General features: G+C 70.3%; 14 protein-coding genes. 5 read left to right on the forward strand and 9 right to left on the reverse strand.

Annotation, left to right across the window (positions count from 1 at the left end; translation table 11 throughout):
• Positions 1-26 precede the first annotated feature (26 nt).
• Positions 27-869 carry an MBL fold metallo-hydrolase gene (locus tag ACIQWG_RS13275; protein ID WP_404094219.1) on the forward strand — a complete coding sequence of 281 codons (843 nt, stop codon included), beginning with the start codon at positions 27-29 and terminating at the stop codon, positions 867-869.
• Between the two features lie 13 nt (positions 870-882).
• On the opposite strand, the gene ACIQWG_RS13280 is transcribed toward ACIQWG_RS13275, so the two are convergent.
• A complete protein-coding gene (locus ACIQWG_RS13280; protein ID WP_404094222.1) occupies positions 883-1542 on the reverse strand; it encodes a DUF1707 domain-containing protein in 660 nt (219 codons plus the stop codon).
• Between the two features lie 133 nt (positions 1543-1675).
• Complete coding sequence (locus tag ACIQWG_RS13285) at positions 1676-3865, reverse strand: MMPL family transporter (protein ID WP_404094224.1); 2190 nt, start codon at positions 3863-3865, stop codon at positions 1676-1678.
• A 364-nt stretch (positions 3866-4229) separates the two neighbouring features.
• Between ACIQWG_RS13285 and ACIQWG_RS13290 the strand changes: the two genes are divergently transcribed.
• Positions 4230-5141, forward strand: a complete 912-nt coding sequence (locus ACIQWG_RS13290; RefSeq protein WP_404094227.1) for a hypothetical protein — start codon at positions 4230-4232, stop codon at positions 5139-5141.
• A 72-nt stretch (positions 5142-5213) separates the two neighbouring features.
• Here ACIQWG_RS13290 and ACIQWG_RS13295 read toward each other — a convergent pair whose 3' ends face one another.
• The 5 genes from ACIQWG_RS13295 to ACIQWG_RS13315 all read right to left on the reverse strand — a co-directional run bounded on the left by ACIQWG_RS13295 (position 5214) and on the right by ACIQWG_RS13315 (position 10523).
• The gene (locus tag ACIQWG_RS13295; protein WP_404094229.1) at positions 5214-5789 is read right to left on the reverse strand and encodes a transcriptional regulator; all 576 of its coding nucleotides are present in this window, start codon (positions 5787-5789) and stop codon (positions 5214-5216) included.
• Positions 5790-5900: 111 nt separating this feature from the next.
• Complete coding sequence (locus ACIQWG_RS13300; RefSeq protein WP_404094232.1) at positions 5901-7496, reverse strand: helix-turn-helix domain-containing protein; 1596 nt, start codon at positions 7494-7496, stop codon at positions 5901-5903.
• Positions 7496-7804, reverse strand: coding sequence for a helix-turn-helix domain-containing protein (locus tag ACIQWG_RS13305; protein ID WP_404094234.1), 309 nt, complete (start codon positions 7802-7804; stop codon positions 7496-7498). The genes ACIQWG_RS13300 and ACIQWG_RS13305 overlap by 1 nt, the downstream gene beginning before the upstream one ends.
• A 63-nt stretch (positions 7805-7867) precedes the next feature.
• Positions 7868-9151 carry an amidohydrolase family protein gene (locus tag ACIQWG_RS13310; RefSeq protein WP_404094237.1) on the reverse strand — a complete coding sequence of 428 codons (1284 nt, stop codon included), beginning with the start codon at positions 9149-9151 and terminating at the stop codon, positions 7868-7870.
• A 178-nt stretch (positions 9152-9329) separates the two neighbouring features.
• Positions 9330-10523: a trans-sulfuration enzyme family protein gene (locus ACIQWG_RS13315; RefSeq protein ID WP_404094239.1), complete on the reverse strand. Its 1194-nt coding sequence runs from the start codon at positions 10521-10523 to the stop codon at positions 9330-9332.
• Between the two features lie 161 nt (positions 10524-10684).
• Here ACIQWG_RS13315 and ACIQWG_RS13320 point away from each other — a divergent pair, with 161 nt between their 5' ends.
• Positions 10685-11128 carry an Lrp/AsnC family transcriptional regulator gene (locus ACIQWG_RS13320; protein ID WP_404094241.1) on the forward strand — a complete coding sequence of 148 codons (444 nt, stop codon included), beginning with the start codon at positions 10685-10687 and terminating at the stop codon, positions 11126-11128.
• Between the two features lie 31 nt (positions 11129-11159).
• Here ACIQWG_RS13320 and ACIQWG_RS13325 read toward each other — a convergent pair whose 3' ends face one another.
• The gene (locus ACIQWG_RS13325) at positions 11160-12002 is read right to left on the reverse strand and encodes a PhzF family phenazine biosynthesis protein (protein WP_404094244.1); all 843 of its coding nucleotides are present in this window, start codon (positions 12000-12002) and stop codon (positions 11160-11162) included.
• A gap of 168 nt (positions 12003-12170) precedes the next feature.
• Positions 12171-13025 (reverse strand): glycoside hydrolase family protein, encoded by an 855-nt coding sequence (locus ACIQWG_RS13330; RefSeq protein ID WP_404094246.1) that lies wholly within the window; start codon positions 13023-13025, stop codon positions 12171-12173.
• 166 nt (positions 13026-13191) lie between these two features.
• Between ACIQWG_RS13330 and ACIQWG_RS13335 the strand changes: the two genes are divergently transcribed.
• Positions 13192-13647 carry a DUF6924 domain-containing protein gene (locus ACIQWG_RS13335; RefSeq protein WP_404094248.1) on the forward strand — a complete coding sequence of 152 codons (456 nt, stop codon included), beginning with the start codon at positions 13192-13194 and terminating at the stop codon, positions 13645-13647.
• Between the two features lie 27 nt (positions 13648-13674).
• A complete protein-coding gene (locus ACIQWG_RS13340; RefSeq protein ID WP_404095824.1) occupies positions 13675-14622 on the forward strand; it encodes a DUF6745 domain-containing protein in 948 nt (315 codons plus the stop codon).
• Positions 14623-14681 lie beyond the last annotated feature (59 nt).

Genomic DNA, 14681 nt, shown 5'->3' on the forward strand with positions numbered 1-14681 from the left:
CCGGCCCCGAGGATGCAGGAGTCGCCATGACCGGACTCGCCTACTCCGTGCACGTGGCCCCGTCCAAACCGGCGGTGTCCGATGATCTCCCGCCGGGCGAGGACCGTCGGATGTGGTCCCCGACGTCGTCGACGCTCATCCACGGCGAACGCGACGCGGTCCTGGTGGATCCGCTGCTGACCGTGGACGAGTCGCACCGCCTGGCCGACTGGGTGCTCGCGCAGGGCAAGAACGTGACCACGATCTTCGTCACCCACGCGCACGGCGACCACTTCTTCGGAGCGCCGGCGGTGCTCGACCGTTTCCCCGACGCCCGGCTGGTCGCCGCGCCGGATGTGGCGGCGCACGCCGGCGCGCAGTGGGAGTCCGCCTGGTTCGACGGGTTCTGGCAGCCCCGCTTCCCGGACCAGATCTCCGAGCAGCACCTGGTACCCGAACCGCTGCCCGAGGGCCGGATCGAACTGGAGGGCGAGGAACTGCGCACGATCGAGCTGGGCCACACCGACACCGACGGCACGAGCGCCCTGCACGCACCCTCCATCGGACTCGTGGTCGCGGGCGACTGTGTCTACGGCGACGTCCACCTGTACCTGGGCGAGGCGAAGGGCAACGGCACCCGGGACTGGCTGGACGCCCTGGACGTGGTCGCCGAGACCCGGCCCACCGCCGTGGTGTCCGGCCACAAGCGCGACGGCGACCCGGACAGCCCCGACGACATCGACCGGACCCGCCGCTACATCGAGGACTTCACGGCGGCGGCGGAGACGGCCCAGGATCACACCGACCTCTACGAGACCATGCTCCGCCGGTACCCCGACCGCGTGAACCGCGGTGTGCTCTGGAACTCGGCGAAGGCCGCCCTGTCCTGATCCGACGTCGGCCTCAGTCCCCTGCGGACCGGGATCTGTGCCTGCGCAGCAGCCACTGTCCGAGGGTCCGGCGTGGGGGCCGTACCACCACACGTCCATGGGCCTTGTGACCGACGAGCTCCACGCGCAGAGTGACCGGCGTGGCCGGGTCCGGCTGAGCCTGACGGTGTTTCACCCGGCTGTGCAGCAGTTGCAGTCCATCGGTATCGACCACGATGCCCGGCCTGGTGACCAGCGTCAGGGTCTTGCCCGCCATGGCGACGTCGATCCGCAGGGTGTCCTGTGTGATCACGGCATCAGTGAAGTCGAGCGTGACCGCGCACCAGGCGACGGCGAGTTCCATCCTCCGCGGCACCACCCAGCGCCCCACGCGTTCGACCGCGCTGCTGTGGGCCTGTTCGATCCGGACCACGTCCTTGACCTCCACGCCGGTCACGGCACCCGTGGCCGATACGGGCGGCAGGTCGGCGGTGAGCGGGGCCAGTTCGCTCAGGGTGCGCGCCGACAGGGCGGCTTCCACCCGCTCGTCCAGCTCGTCCGCGGTCAGCAGGCCGTCGCCCGCCGCGATCCGCAGCACGTCCACCACCCGGTCCCGGTCCGCATGAGAGGCCCGGAGCTCCGGCGACGAACCAGGGCCGGGGCCCTTCCCGCTGGGCGAAATCTCTCCCGACATGCTTCCGTCCCGGTCCTGTCGAACGTTGGGCGACGCAGGGCAGCGGCGCGCGAAGAAGACTAACGCTGTATCGCGACACGATCCCCAGGGGGCCGCGCGGAGCACCGCCCCCTGGTGACAACCGTCCTCACGGTCACCCACGCCGCCCCGACGGATCGGGTACGGCGCTGTCGTGTCCCTCACCGACGGCCGTCGCGTGACCGGGCCCGCCGCCATCGGCCGCCGCCGGTTGCGCCGCCCGGTCCCCGTGTCCCGGCCACCACGCCGCATGGCCGATCAACGCGGTGAGGCTGGGCGTGAAGAACATCGCCATCACGAACGCGGCGATCGCGATGCCGAAGGAGACCGCGAAACCCATCTCCGTGAGCAGCGCGTTGCCGGCCAGCATCATCGTGGCGAAGGTCGCCGCGAGGATGAAGCCCGCGGCGGCCACGGTGGGCCCGGCGTGCCGCAGCGCCATGCCGGCCGCCTCCCGCGGTTCACGGCCCTCGCGGGCCTCCTCGCGGAGCCGGGCGATCATCAGGATGTTGTAGTCGGTGCCGATGGCGACCACGAAGAGATACATGATCACCGGCAGCATGAACATCAGGCCCGAGTGGCCGGCCCCCTCCTGGAAGATCCACACCGTTGCGCCGAGGGTGGCACCGAATCCGAGGCCCACGGAGGCGATCAGATACCAGGGGGCGACCACGCTGCGCAGCAGCAGCCCGAGGATCAGCATGATCAGTACAGCGGCGACCGGGAAGACCGTCCTGTAGTCGTGGTTGACCGCCGTGTCGATGTCCTTGAAGATCGAGGACATCCCGCCCACCAGGGCCTCGGTGCCGTCCGGGGCCTCGGAGCGAGCCACCTCGCGCACCTCGCCGACGGCCTCGATGGCCTTGTCGGTGGACGCCTCGTACTTGAGCGTGACCGTGAAGTCCGCGGTCGTGCCCTCCTTGTTCACCTGACTCATGCGGGCGCCGGCGACACCGTCCACGGCGCCGAGTTCGGCGGCGTACGACGCGAAGGTGCTCGTGTCGAGGGGCCGGCCGTCCGTGCTGGAGAGGTAGACGTCGGTGGGGGCGGCGGCGCCCGCCGAGTACGCCGTCTCCATCTCGTCCTGGACGACCATGGACTCCTTGGTGTCGGGCATGGAGCCGGACGCCAGGTCGAAGGTGGCCTTGTAGCCGAGCGTGCCCAGCGACAGCGCGACCAGTACGAGGCCCGACGCCACGGCGGTGAGCGCCGGCCGGCGCTGCACCCCGCGTCCCAGGGCGGCGAACCGGGCGTTCTCCGGCTCCCGTTGCCAGGACTTGGAGGGCCAGAACACCTTCGGGCCGATGAGGGAGACCACCGCCGGGATCAGGGTCAGGCCCGCGATCAGGGTGACGGTGACCGCGATCGCGAGCGCCGGGCCCATCTGCTTGAGGAAGCCCAGCGTCGACAGCGCCAGCGCGAGGAAGGCGATGATGACCGCCCCGGCGGCCGAGGCGATGGCCTCGCCGACCCGGTCGACCGCGTTGACCATGGCGTGCTTGGATTCGTCGCCGGCGCGCAGCCGTTCGCGGTAACGGAACATCAGGAACAGGAAGTAGTCGGTGCCGACGCCGAACAGCACGACGATCAGGATCGACGAGATCGAGCTGTTGGCCTGGAGGTCGAACAGCTTGGTGGCGTACGCGATGAGTCCGTTGGCGATCACGGAGACCACGCCGATCAGGATCAGGGGCAGGAAGGCGAGGATCGGCGCCCGGAAGATGATCAGCAACGTGACCAGGATGATCACGAACGTGCCGATGCCGATCAGCGCCTCGCCGCGCTTGGACGAGTCCTGCTGGTCGAGGGCCTGTGCGGCGGAACCGCCGAGTTTGACGTCGAGGTCGGTGCCCCGGGCGAGTTCCTTGACGTCCGCGCGCAACACCTCGGCGGCGTCGGCCTGTTTGGGTGTGCCGGCGTTCTTGCTGTCCATCTGGACCAGGGTCATGGCGTACCTGCCGTCGTCGGACGGCCGGCCGGGGACGACCTTCTGCACCTGGTCGATCTTCTTCTCGCCCAGTTCGGTGGTGATCCGGGCGATGTCCTGCTTGTCGGCGGCGGTCAACTTGCCGCCGTCGGTGCGCTGGTAGAGCGCGATCGCGGACGGGGTGAAGGCGGCGGGGAACGCCTTCTCCTGGATGGCGGCCGCCTTGATGGACTCGTAGCTCTTGGGGAGGAAACTGCTCTCGTCGCTGGTGGACGGCAGGCTCGGGGCGGTGGCCACGATGGCCACCGCCGCGATCAGCCATGCCACGATCGTCCAGACGGGATGTCGGACGACAGCACTGCCAATACGTCGGAACATGCGGGGGGTCCTCCTGGGAAGGAAGATCACCGCAGCCCGGGGAGCGGGCCCTGGCATCGGCGACCCCGACCGGCGCATTCACCGAACGAGCCGGTCGAATGGTTGGTGTCGTATCGATGTGAACGGAAGACGGTGAACAGAAGACAGGGATCACTATCCCGATATCCGTCGCCGGTGTCAGCAGCGCGGTGACGGCCTTCGGGGCGGTTCCGCGACCGCGTCGGCCGCCGGCCCTGTACGACGTACGGCGGATCTGTCCGGCCCGTTGAGTGTCCGGTCGGCGGAGAGGGGTGCTCCCACGGGTGGATGTGGCCGGCCGATGGGCGTCCGAAGCTGGAGTTCCGCCGAACGAGGGGGAATTCAGGTGGACCGCTGGGACCGGATCGGACGATGCGCCGCGTACGCCGCCGCACTGGCTCTGACGCCGTATCTGTTGATCAAGGTGTCGTGGGTCATCGGTTCCCTCCTGGGCGTGGCACCGATCGGGAAGGGCTTCAGCCTCGGCTCCTGGGTGCTTCTCAACACGGTGACCATCGCCATGGCAGGGACCGGCATCGCGCTGGCGCTCGCCCTCGTACGGCCGTGGGGGATGCGGCTGCCGGGACGGCTCGTGGCGCTCGGTGCGTGGGCGGGCGCAGGATTCCTCGTGTCGATCCTGCCGTACGCCGTACTCAGCACCCTGCTGGGCGCCAGTCACGGCGACTCGGAGACCGGACCGGCTGACGACGCCGCCGCACCGGGCTGGGAGGCCGCGCTCATCCAGTTCGGCTTCGTGGGGATGGGTCTGGGCCTCGCCGTGGCGCTGCCCTGCTACTTACGGCGGCGCTGGCCGGACGCCTTCGCCGGGCGAGTGGGGGAAGGCCCTCGGGCCGGTCTGCCCTGGGCGGCGGTGACCGCGGCCGTGGTCGGGGTGGTCTGGCTGTACTGGGCGGTCGGCGGCACCCTGGGGATGGCCCACCCCGCCGAACGAAGCACCGACGGACACCTGTTGACCGGACTGGGCGCCATCTGGGCACTGATCGGCGCCACCGCGGTCTGGATGATCTGCCGCTCGCGCCCGGCCCGGTGGCCCCGGTGGCTTCCCCTCGCGCTCGGCTGGCTGGGCTCAGGTTCGCTCGTCGCATGGAGCGGCTGGAAGCTGCCGGCCACCCTGTTCATCACGCTGACCCACCCGGCCGACGTCATCCCACCCGAGAACCCGGCACTCGCGATCCCCCTGCACCTGGCCGCCGTGGTGGCCGGAGCCGGCATGTTGCGGACACTCGTCGCGCGGTGATGACGACCGGCCCGCCGGACGGCCGCCCCCTCCGCCGCCACCGAGGCGGATGGCAGACGGCTGGCAGCCCTGTCAGGCCGCGAACCCGATGTTCGTGACGTACTCGTACTGGCCCCACTCGGAGCCGAGGTCCACCGTCGCGTCGCTGACCCAGGCGTCGTCCAGGGCCTCGTCGTCATCGTCGGCCCATGCCTCGACGATCCGGTCCCAGTGGCGCACGTTGAGCGTGCGGAAGGACAGAGCGCGCTGCTGCGGGCGAGGCACCTGGGACTGGTTCAGCGGATGGAACTCGACCCGGGTACCGCGCCCTTCGCGGTTCAGGCGGGCGAGCAGGTACCGGGCGACATTGTGACGGCGCACCACGAGGTACGCGGACTCGATCCTCGCGAGGTTCTTGTGCGACGGGTTCCGCCTGCCCTCCAGCCATGCCCTCAGCGTCCGGTCGGTGACGGTGAGACCGGCCTCGCGGGCCGCCGCTCGGGAATGGTCGGTTCGGGTGAGGTAGTTCAGCCGGGCGAGGAGACCTCGGCGCTGCGTGATCGGCGTGGCGATGAACCCGGCGAGTCGGTCCAGCTGACGGGCTACGGCTTCATGTCCCTTGATGCCGCTTGCCCCGAATTTGCCGAACTCGATATTCCTCTCCGGCACCCTCTACTCCTTGCCTCCGGAAAAGTGCTGGACGCTCATCATTGTGGCAATTCCAACACGGCCAAATCATACAGGAATTCAAGTGCCGAGCTGCGAACGCGACTCATCGGTTCAGTCTTCCGGTGCCGTCGGCGTGTGGGGTGTGCCCACGGTGTAGACGTCCTTGAGCTTCACCTCGGTGACGCCGCGGCCCTCGTCGAAGACGGCACGCCAGTCGCCGATGACGTGCAGTTCGTCGGTGCCCATCGCGCGCACGACCATCAGTCCCTCGTCGTAGGCCCGGTGCGCCTTCCACCACAGGTTCGCGAAGGCCTGCGACCGGATGAGGTGCATCCAGTCGGTGCGGTACAGCTCCCGGTTGTAGTTCGACTCCCCCAGCGTGGAGACGAACTTCGAGTACATCGCCTTGACGTACTCCAGTGTCACCTCATCGGCTTCCGCGATCGCCCGGTCCCGCGCTTCCCTGAGGGCGATGCGGAACTTCTCCAGCAGCCCCTCCGTGGCCCCGGAGGTCCACGACTCAAGGATCTCCGGCGGCTCACACAGGCCGTACTTGGGTCCCGAGATCCGCAGCAGCAGACGCAGCGTCGACTCGGTCACCCACAGCGGGCCCGGCTCGTCGCGGCTGCCGATCGGATTGGGAAGGTAGGCCTCGTGCTCCCAGTCGGGCGGGGTGATCAGGTGCACGCCGGCCCGGCGCCGGTCGTGGTGATCGCCGGTCGAGTGCTCCAATTGGCCGAGCGGCAGATGGGTCTTCAGCGCGCTGAGGTAGGCGCCGTTGACGTCGAGGGCCGTGACCTCGTGCTCCCCCACGGGCAGTTCGGGCCGCGTCCACTTCGGGCGCGCCTCCCAGATCTGGTCGGCTCCGCGGGCGGACTGCTTGCGCAGGACATCGGGCAGCCACGGGTGGGCGACCACGTCGTAGCGGCCACCCTTGCGGCTGTGGTCCAGCAGGGCCATCGCATCGGGGATCGCCCGCTTCACCAGCGCCTGGGTCGCCGCCTCCACGTCACCGGCGTGCTCGGCGAGCGCGGCGGCGACAGCGGAACCGATCAGGTCGGGATCGTCACCGGTCTTGAGACGCCGGCCGACGGGCACGACCTTGACCCCGCGTCCCCCTTGCGCGGGCCGTCCGGAGGGTCGCGAACGGCCGGCCCGCGGGTCCGCGGGGGGCTGCTCCGGTGTCGCGGACGGTTGCGCACGGCGGGCCTGCGCGTCCGCGGGGGGCTGCTCCGGTGTCGCGGGCGGGTGTGTCCGCGCGACCTCGGCGGTGCCGCACTCGGCGGAGTCGAGATGCTGGGGGAATCCCGCGACCTGGTGACGGGCCGGCTGCCCGCACAGGACGCACGGTCGGGGCGTGGCGAGCACGTCCACGTCGAGGTCCGGGTCGGTCGCCTGCTCGGCGTCCGTGCCGTACTCGTCCTCCGGCTCGTCGGCTGGAGCTTCCTGCGCCGCTTCCGCGTCGGCCGCCAGCTTGGTCTTCGCTCCCTCGAGGAAGTAGGCGTACTTCTCCCGCACTTCGCCGCTCGGATCCCGCCCGGACTCCCAGCCTCCGACGGTCGAGGGACTGACACCGAGGGCCTGGGCCAGCTGGGCGCGCGAGACGTTCAGCTCCTCGCGCAGGGTGCGCCGCTCCTCGACGCCCGGCAGCGGCACCTCCTTCCTGGCCCCGGCGAGAAGCGCGTCGATCGCGCCGAAGTCGGTCATCACACGCCTCCCTCGACCGTCGCCGGACGGTGCGTGCCGATCTGGCGGCCGACGGCGCGGCGTCGCGCGGCGGGCAGCGCCTCCGTGGCCCGGGTGGGTCCAGCCAGGAGTTCGAGGACGTCGATGCCGTAGTGCGCGGCGACCGCCTCGCAGTCGGCCAGGCTCCAGGCCGCGGTGCCGGACTGACGGCGGCTCACCTGTGCCTGGCTCACGCCCATGGCGCCGGCGAGTTCGGTCTGCGACTCGCCGGTCGCGTACAGGAGCGCCGCCACCGCGGAGCGCACCCGCTCTTCGAGGCTCATACCCATGGTGCAGAGCCTATCCCTCAGGCACTACGCACCATACGCATATCGCATACCTGTTCCGTACTCCTACGCCGGCCGCGGGCGCCATGTGCCGTCGACCGGGACACCGGCGGCGTTCGCGATCCGGTCGCGGGATTCCACCAGCCGGGTCCTCAGCGCCGCCAGGTCCACGCCCACCAGTACGCCGTCCCGCTTGACCACGCGGCCCGCCACGAGGACGGTGTCGACCAGGCCGGGATGGCCGGCGCTGACGACGGTGGCGAGCGGGTCGGTGACCGGGAACACCGTCAGGTCGTCGGCGCGCAGAAGGATGAGGTCCGCGTCCTTGCCGGGCGTGATGCTGCCCGTCCGGGCGTCGAGTCCGCACGAGCGGGCGGCGTCGACGGTGGCGAACTCCACCAGGTCCCGGGAGCGCAGTCCGCCGTCCAGGCCGCGCTGCACGGCGAAGGCGGTGCGCATCGTGGAGAACATGTCGCCGCCGACCGAGGGGACGTCGTCGATGGACAGTGTCGGACGCAGGCCGGCGGCCAGCGCCCGGCCGGTCATCGGCGATCCGAACCCCATCTTCAGTTCGACGTCCGGGCTGATCGACAGCGAACCGCCCGCGTCGGCGATCATCCGCAGTTCCGCGTCGGCGATCCCGTTGGCGTGCACGAAGGTGGTGGTGTCCCGCAGCAGGCCGTGCTCGCGCAGATCGGTGATGGTCCCGCCGGCTTCGATGTGCAGGCTGCTGCGCAGGCCGAGTTCGTCCGCCAGCTTCAGCTCCCGGGCGACGGTGTCCATGCCGGTGGCCTCGGGTCCGCGCAGTCCCAGCGCCATGGTGACCAGGCCGTCCCCGGTCAGGTCGGCGCGGACGCGGCGGATGTCGGCGTCGACAGGGCCGGGGGTGCCCCATCCGGCGCCGAGGCAGTAGATCGACCGCCCCGGCGCGTCCCGCAGCGCGGCGACGGCGGCGTCCTCGTGGGCGTGGCTCTGTGCGACGTGGTACCAGTCCAGCATCGTCGTCACACCGGAGTGCAGGGCCTCCAGGCGGCCGAGCAGGGTGCCGACATAGACGTCCTCGGGCTGGTAGTGGGGTTTGACGGTGCCGTGCATGGCCACCGCCCACTCGGGGAACGTCCAGTCCGCGCCGACGCCTCGGAACGCGGTCTGCCAGGTGTGGCGGTGGTTGTCGACGAAGCCGGGCATGACGATCCGGTCGGTCGCGTCGATCACCTCGGCGTCCGGCGCGTGGACGCGCTCGGCCACCTCGACGATCACGCCGTCCTCGATCAGTACGTCACCGCGGTCGAGATCGCCGACGACCGGGTCCATGCTGACCACGGTGCCGCCGGTGAGCAGGGTCTTCATCGGATGAACTCCTTCACAGAGGCTTCGGGTTGTTCAAGATCGTGTTGCGGCGGCCGCAGGTTCTCGGGGCGGGTGCGCCTCGGCGCGGCCGCAGCAGCGCGAACGACGCTCAGGGGGCCCCGGCTTCGGTCTTGGCTGCGGCTGCGGCCCCGGCTCCGGCCTTGGCTTCGGCCTTGGCTCAGGCTCCGGCTCCTGCTCCTGCTCCGGCGAGCACCGCGTCGGCCGCGGCGAGCGCGTCGGCGACCAGGTCGGCCGTGTCCTCCGTGCCGGCGGCCAGCCGGATCAGGCCCGGCGGCACCGAGTCCGCGAGTTGCTCCTCGCTGAGCATTCCGCGCCACATGGACGCCGGGTGCACGGCCAGCGATTCCACGCCGCCGAGGCTGGCCGACCTGCGGGGGTAGCGCAGCCGGCCCAGGAAGGCATCGGCCATCTCGAAACCACCGGTGAACTCGATGCCGAGCACCCCACCGAAGCCGCTCATCTGGTCGGCGGCCAACTTGTGCTGAGGGTGCGTCCCCAGACCGGGATAGTGCACCCGCGCCACTGCCGGGTGCTCGTTCAGCGCTTCGGCCAGTGCCATGCCGTTGGCGTTGTGCCTCGGTACTCGCAGCGGCAGGGTGCGTATGCCGCGCAGCAGCAGCCACGCGTCGATCGGTCCGAGAGTGGCACCGGTGAGCAGGGAGACGTCCCAGACCCGGTCCAAAATCTCCGCCGGCCCGGCCAGCACTCCGGCGGAGACGTCCGCATGGCCGTTGAGGTACTTGGTCGCGCTGTGCCAGACCAGATCGATGCCGAAGTCCGACGGCCGCTGGTTCAGGGGGGTGGCGAAGGTGTTGTCCGCCATGGTCAGCACGTCGTGCGCGCGGGCCAGGTCCGCTACGGCGCGCAGATCGGTGATCCGCAGCAGCGGGTTGCTCGGGGACTCCACCAGGATCAGCCGGGTCCGCGGAGTCAGTGCCTTCGCGAACTCCTCCGGGTCGGTCTGGTCCACCAGGGTGGTCGACACGCCGAGGCGCGGCAGCAGGTTCAGCAGCACCGACGCCGTGCCCCCGTAGGTGGACCTCTGCCCGATGACGTGGTCACCGGCGGACACCAGTGCCAGCACGGCCGTGGTGAGCGCAGCCATCCCGGACGCGGTGACCAGGGCCGCCTCGGTGTTCTCCAGTTCGGCTACGACGGCGGCGACCTGGGCGTGGTTCGGGTTGCCGAAGCGGGTGTAGAAGTCCTTGCCCCTCGGGTCGACGGCGACCTGTGCGAACGTCGCCGTGTCCTCGGCCGAGAACGCCGCGGTCTGGTAGATGGGCGGTGCCACGGCACGGCTGGGCTGGACTTCGCGATCGGCGTGAACGGTGACGGTGCTCTTGCCCGGCATGGCTGCCCTTCCTGGACCTCGGTGACCTTTGCTGTGACTCCAAGAAGCGTTGCCGACGGGCGCGCCGATGTGACCGGATCCGAGCAATTTTGGCAGCAAATTGCGCCATGAACGGGCGCACGATTGTGCTAGGTGAGCTCTGTGCGCAATATTCTGCCGCCATGGATGAGGTGGACAGGTCGATTCTGGCCGTGCTCGAACAGCACGGTCGTATCAGCAACAGTGAGCTCGCCGCCCGGGTCGGGCTGTCGCCGTCGCCCTGCCTGCGGCGGGTGCGTCAGCTGGAGGAGGCCGGGGTCATCCGCGGCTACCGGGCATTGATCGATCCCGCCGCGGTCGGCCGCGGTCTGCGGGTCTTCGCGGGTGTCCGGCTGATCCGGCACAGCCACGCCGACGTGGTCGCGTTCGAGCGTGGGGTCATCCATCTGCGCGAGGTGGTCGCCTGCCACCACATCACCGGCAACTTCGACTATCTGCTCCAGGTCGAGGTCGCCGACCTGCCCGCCTATGAGGACTTCCACGCCAACCAGTTGGCCACCCTGCCCGGCGTGGCCACCGTGACCAGCTACGTCAGCATGAAGACGCTCACCCCCGACACCGCATGACTGCTCCGGGGGCGCGGCGTGGGTGGAGGAGTCAGAGCGTGATGCTGCCGCGAACGCACACGGTGGCAGCGCCGCTGACCCAGACGGTGCCGTCCGGATCGGCGGTGATCTCGATGCTCGCGGCCCGGCCCAGCCTCGTGCCCTGGGACACCCGGTAGGCGGAGGGTGCGGCGCCGGTGGAGGTGAGCCACTGACCGACGGCGGCGTTCATGCTGCCGCACGCGGGGTCCTCGGGGACGCCGGCGCCAGGGGCGAAGGTACGCAACTCGAAGTGGTGCCGGTGCCCGTCGGGGTGGGCGCCGATCGCGCCGACCATCGCGGTCGGGATGAGGGAGAGGTCGGGTTCGAGGGCGAGGACCTCTTCGGCCGTGGGCAGGAGGAGCACAGCCCAGCCGGGACCGTTGTCGACCCACTGATGGGCCACGACCCGGTCAGGTGTGATGCCGAGGGCGGACACGAAGCGGTGCAGATGCTCGTCGTCGAGCGCGCCCTCACGCACCCGCGGCGGGGCGGCGAAGGACAGCGTGTCCTGGCCCTGGCGCACGATGACCAGGCCCGCCGCGCACTCCTGCACGATGCGGTCGCCGTGCTGCGGTACGCCGCCGTCGTCCAGCCAGCCGCGCGCGGAGCCGAGGGTGGGGTGCCCGGCGAACGGCAGCTCGCCCTGGGGCGTGAAGATGCGCAGGCGGTAGTCCGCCCCCGGGACGGTGGGGGGCAGCACGAACGTGGTCTCGGACAGATTCGTCCAACGAGCCAGCCGCTGCATCTCCTCGTCGGTCAGGCCCGTACCGTCCAGGACGACCGCGACCGGGTTGCCGGAGTAGGGGATCGTGGAAAACACGTCGACCTGCACGAACGAACGTGTGCGCGGCATGGTCATCAGGGTCCCTTCACGCGACTGCGGTGGCTACGGCGCGTCCCACCCATCGGTGGAGGCACCTCCATCCCAACCGGTGCCCGCACGGCCGGAACAGGGCCGGTCTCGACAAAGTGGACTGATAGGCCGCCCTGCTCCATGAACGCGCCGCCACGCAGGTCCCGCTCAGCCCGCCGCGCGGTAGGCGGCCCCGACCCTGTTCGCCGTGGCGCCGCGATACAGGCCGCTGCCGTCGCCACGGTCCGTGGAGAGCGTGAACCAGGCATAGCGCTTGACGTACGGCAGACGCTGAAGCATTGCCGTCGACTTCTTCACGAACGCGGCCTGTTGAGCCTTGCTCGGATAGCGAGGGGTGCCGTTCGTGAAGTCGATGAGCGCGTATTCGGTGAGCCAGATCGGCTTCCTATGGCGGCTGTACACGGCCTGGAGATAGCTGCGCAACTGGGCCGTCGCGCGCGTGGCGTCGAAGTCCGCGCCGTACCAGTGCAGCGGGATGAAATCGACCCTGTGGTCACGGGCGGCGGCACCCTTCATGAACCGGTCGAGCCAGCCACCGGCGAGATCACCACCTGTCGCGACGGCCGGGGCGCCGAGCCGCATTCCGGTCGACTCCAGCCGGGGCCACAGATCGAGCGCTTCCTTCACGGTCATGTGCGCCTGGTCCGCCCGGTCGGGTTCGTTGAAGCCGAGCAGGACCTTGCCCTGCTTCTTGGCCCGGGTGAGCTCCGCCTTGGTCACCGATCCCGCGTCGTGCATCATCGGGACGAACTCGACACCGGCCGGAGCCTTGATCCCGCCCCTGCCGGAGGACCAGGTGTAGAACCAGCCGACCTTCGCGTCGGCGAGGGCCCTGGTGACACCATCGAACTTCCAGGCGCTGACGCCCTTCTTCTGCGCCGCCGCCACGGTCGCGCCGCCGTCGTCACGAGCTGTCGGTCGTGCGGATGCTCCACCCTCAGCGCCGACCGCGAGCACGGCCGACAGCGCCAGCGGCAGGGCGAGGACGCGTATCTTTCGCATGGGGCTCCCCAACTCTCCGTATTCCGTCCTGAATTGCCGCGAACCTATCCGTCTGCGAGAGAGGACGGCCGTCAGAAATTGCTCGGAGAACGCCAGTCGTTGCGGTGTCGGTCAATTCCCGCCTCGGACACCGAAATCACGTCGGCCGGAAAGCTAGGGTGAGCGCATGCGCCCCCTGATCGACCGCACAGGTCATGACTTCGAGTCCGAGGCCCTCGTCGTACGCACGGACTTCTCGGACGACGAAGCGTGGCGGTCGATCGTCGAACTGCTCGCCGAGCCGGACGGCGAATACGCGGTGCGCAGTCATCTGGTCGACGACCGGGCCTTCGGCAGCGCGAGCCCGGAAGAGGTGGCGCTGTCCACGATCGGGGGCGATCCGGGGCTGGAGGTGGTCTTCGTCGCGGATTCCGCCGCCATGGCGGGTGAGCATGCCCTGCTCGCCGTCTCGACCAGAGAGGAGGAACTGGACGAGGACGACGACGAGGAACTGGGCCCCGAGTTCCGCCTGCTCCCCGCGCTCGTCAACGAGATGCACGTGAACCTGGCGATCGGCCACCTCGACTTCTGGGAGTACGCGTACACCGCGGCCCAGGATCCCCGGCACATCCTCCGACCCTGACGGTGCGAGCGGAGAACACCGACCGTGATGATCGAAGAGCTCACCGACCCCCAGATCCGGGCCTTGGCCGAAGTCGCGGACCAATGGCTGGCCCACGGCCTGGCCACCGGCCCGGCCGACCGCCCCGAGGCCGAGGCAGGGGTGGCCGACGCCTACCGCGCGGCGGGGCTGGAGCCCCCGACGACGTTCGTCTGGCTCGACTCTCCCCTCGCCGGAGCCGTCGGCGCCTGGGTACTGGCGGGCGCGAAGGCCGAAGTCAGGGATCAGGTGGGGGCAGACATCTGGGACCGGGTCGAGGCGCGGGTCCGGGATCAGGTGCGCGGTGGCGCCGGTGATCTGGTGCGCGGTGGCGCCGGTGATCCGGTCCGCTCCCGGGTCTGGGGCGAGGTCCGGGACGAGGTCGGTGCGCGAGTGCGGCCCCGGGTCGAGGACCAGGTGTGGGTGCGGATCTGGGAAGGGATCAGAGGTTCCGCTCTCCAACAGGTCACCTCGGTGCGGAACGCGGTCCGGGCCGAGGTCGCGGAACAGCTCCGGGACCGGGTGTGGGCCGGGGTCCGGGACGGCGTGGAGCCCCCGTTGCGGGCCCAGCTGAAGGATGGCAGCACCTGGGCCGAGATCCAGGATCGGGTCCGGGACGTGGTCCTGCGTGGGCGGGCAGGGGCTCGGCCCCTCAAGTCCGTACCCGGCCAGCACGACGCCGAATGGCTGGGCTTCTACGACTACTTCCGCGGCCCTTGCTCCCTCGCCGAGGCCGACCGGCTCTCCGGGCTCATGCGGGTCGCGCGTTCCGCGGGGCGGTGGTGGCCCTTCGAGCGCGTCGCCGTCCTCACCGAGCGTCCCTCGGTGCTGCACCGCGACAGCCGGAACCGGCTGCACGGCGAAGCCGGCCCCGCCATCGCCTACCCCGACGGATTCGCCGTCCTGGCACGGCACGGCGAACTCGTCCGCCGCGGCGCGACCGGCGACGTTTCCTGACCGCCACAAGATTTCCACAAGGTGGGTCCCTACGGTGCGGGCGCATTGCCAACGCCCCC

Source organism: Streptomyces sp. NPDC098781 (genome assembly GCF_044759995.1).
Taxonomy (GTDB): Bacteria; Actinomycetota; Actinomycetes; order Streptomycetales; family Streptomycetaceae; genus Streptomyces.